2 protein-coding genes are annotated in these 2683 nt (G+C 74.6%); both read right to left on the bottom strand.

The genetic code is table 11. From position 1 onward, the window contains the following. Positions 1-1166, bottom strand: a 1166-nt coding sequence (locus GPJ59_RS35345) for a serine/threonine-protein kinase (protein ID WP_308120671.1), incomplete at its 3' end; no start/stop codon positions are given. Positions 1167-1292: 126 nt separating this feature from the next. Next, complete coding sequence (locus tag GPJ59_RS35350) at positions 1293-2609, bottom strand: serine/threonine protein kinase (protein ID WP_219672191.1); 1317 nt, start codon at positions 2607-2609, stop codon at positions 1293-1295. Positions 2610-2683 lie beyond the last annotated feature (74 nt).

Genomic DNA, 2683 nt, shown 5'->3' on the forward strand with positions numbered 1-2683 from the left:
GCCGCGGCCGGGGCCGTCGCGGACCCGCTGCCCGGGCCGGCGGAGCCGGACAGGTGCGCGGTGGCGGCCGTGTGCCCTGCGGGCGCGGGGCCGGGGTCCGCCGCCGTACGGGCGTTCTTCGCGCGGTCCCGGTCACGGTCCCGGTCCAGGTCCCGGTCACGAACCCGATCCCGGTCCAGGTCCAGGTCCCGGTCCCAGTCCCGATCCCGGTCACGGTCCCGGTCCGCCGGTCCCGCCGGCTCGTCCCGCTCCGGGTCGCCCTGGCGGCCCGGGCGGCCCGGGCCCTCGGCCACGTGGAAGGTGCTCGTCGGCACGAACGCCTGGGCCGCCTTCGGCTCGCGGCCCTCCATCGCCTCCAGCAGCATCCGTTCCGCCTCGGCCGCCGACGGGCGCTGCGCCGGGTCCTTGCGCAGCAGCGCGGTGATGACCGGACCGAGCGCCTCCGCCTGGCGCGGGGCGGGCGGCTCGTCGTTGACCACGGCGGCCAGGCTGGAGATCGGCGAGGTGCGGCGGAACGGCGACCGGGCCTCGACCGCCGTGTACAGGGTGGCGCCCAGCGACCACAGGTCGGAGGCCGGGTCGGGCGCCCCGCCGGTGACCCGCTCCGGCGCCAGGTAGTCGATGGAGCCGACGAGTTCGCCGGTGCGCGTGATGGACGAGTCGCCCTCGATGGCGGCGATGCCGAAGTCCGTCAGCAGCACCCGCCCGTCCTTGGCCAGCAGCACGTTGCCCGGCTTCACGTCCCGGTGCAGCACGCCCACCGCGTGCGCGGCGCGCAGCGCGCCCAGCACGTGCAGCCCGATCCGGGCCGCCTCGCGGGGCTCGATCCGCCCGGCCGCCTTCGCGGCCTCCGCGAGCGAGGGACCGTCGATGTACTCCATGACGATCCACGGCCGGTCGTCGTGCTCCAGCACGTCGTGGACGGTGACCACCGCGGGGTGCGCGATCCGGGCAGCGGCCCGCGCCTCCTTCTGCGTCCGGGCGTGCAGCACCGCCCGGTCGGCCTCGGTGACGTACAGACCGGCCGTCAGTTCCTTGACGGCGACGGTCCTGCTGAGCAACTCGTCGAGCGCCCGCCAGACCCTGCCCATGCCACCGCTGCCGATGGACTCGACGAGCCGGTATCGGCCCGCGAGCACATCGCCCGCGCCTGTCCTGTGTTCCACGAAACCCGCCCCTGCTCATGCACTTCGGGCCAGATTACGGAGCCCGCGGCCATTGCCGGAACACGACGTACGGTGCGATGCAGCACTGTGACGCAATCGCCGTAGTGACTCTCCGTCAGGGTGGCTTCAGCGACCCGGTCGGTAACTCCCCGTGGCATTCTCGAAGATCTTGGACACTTCGGCCTCCCCGTCCTGCGGTCCCGTCACCATGAGCACGTGGTAGCGGCCGCCGAGCGCCGCGACGTAGTTCCGGGCGTACACCGTCCGCCCGTTGCCGTCGATCCAGGTGTACTGACCCTCGGCGATGAGCTGCCGGCCGACCGTCGTGGTCCGGATGCCCTTGGAGGTGACCCAGGTCGAGGACCGGAACGGCTCCAGCTCGCGCTCCTTGTCCTTCTGGTACGCCGCCGGGTCCGGCTTGCCCTCCACGGCGTCCCGGCCGGGCACGACGATGAGGGTGTAGTCGCCGTTGGTGTACCGGACCTGCCCGATGTCGTTCATCTGCCGCCGGTCCCAGCCGTTCGGCACGACGACCTGGAAGCCCTCCGGGTCCTGGGCCGTGGTGTATCCGGGCGGGGCGGAGGGCGCCGGCGACGCGCCGGGGCCGGTGGTCTGCGGGGCGGGCTTCGACTCGGGTGTCCCGGTGGGCGTGTTCGCGCCCGGCTGCTGCGAACCCGGCGAGCTCGGCGAACCCGGCGACGTCTGCGAGGTCCTCGGCGTGGCCGCCGCACCGGCCGGTGCCCGGTCGGCGCCCTGGTCGGCCTTGGGCAGGAACACCATCGCGTACGCCACCCCGCCGGCCAGCGCCAGCAGGACCGCCAGCAGCAGGGTCCGGCCCAGCGACTTGGGACCGCGCGGCTTGCGGGGGCCGGGGGCGCCGCGGTGGCGGCCGTGCGAGAGCTCGCCGCGCCGGCGTACGGCGGGCAGCCGGCCCGGGTCGGGGGCCGGCGCGGTGATCAGCGGTGCGCCGCCCTCCGGCTCGGGCGCCGACCTGACCAGGCTGCGCAACCAGCCGCGCAGCTCCTCGAAGTCGGGGCGTTCGGTGGGGTCCTGACGCAGCAGCGACTCCACGACCGGGCGCAGCGGGCCGCACTCCTCGGCGAAGGCCGGGGGTTCGGCGCACACCATCTCGACGAGTTCGGCGGTGCTGTCCTCGGGATAGGGGGCGTGCCCCTGCACCGCCCGGTACAGCAGGGCGCCGAGCGCCCACAGGTCGGTGGACGGGCCGACGGGGGCGGCCAACTGCCAGTTCCCCTGCACGGGGCGCGCCTGTTCGGGCGCCCAGCGCTCGGTGACCGCCCCGACGACGGCCATCCGCGTCTGCCGGGCCCGCTCGGCGGCCAGCCCGGAACCGGGCCCGCGCTGCCCGCCGTCCACCCCGTCCCAGGCGCTACGGGGGCCGGCGGGGCGGGGGCTGGCTCTTCTACCCATCTCCGAGGCCACGCGACCGAGGGTGATCTCGTATGCCCTCCTGTGCTTTGAAAAAAAAAACCGATACAGTTCGAGAACGCAGCCGG

Origin of the sequence: Streptomyces bambusae, assembly GCF_019400985.1 — a bacterium.
Classification (GTDB): domain Bacteria; phylum Actinomycetota; class Actinomycetes; order Streptomycetales; family Streptomycetaceae; genus Streptomyces; species Streptomyces bambusae_A.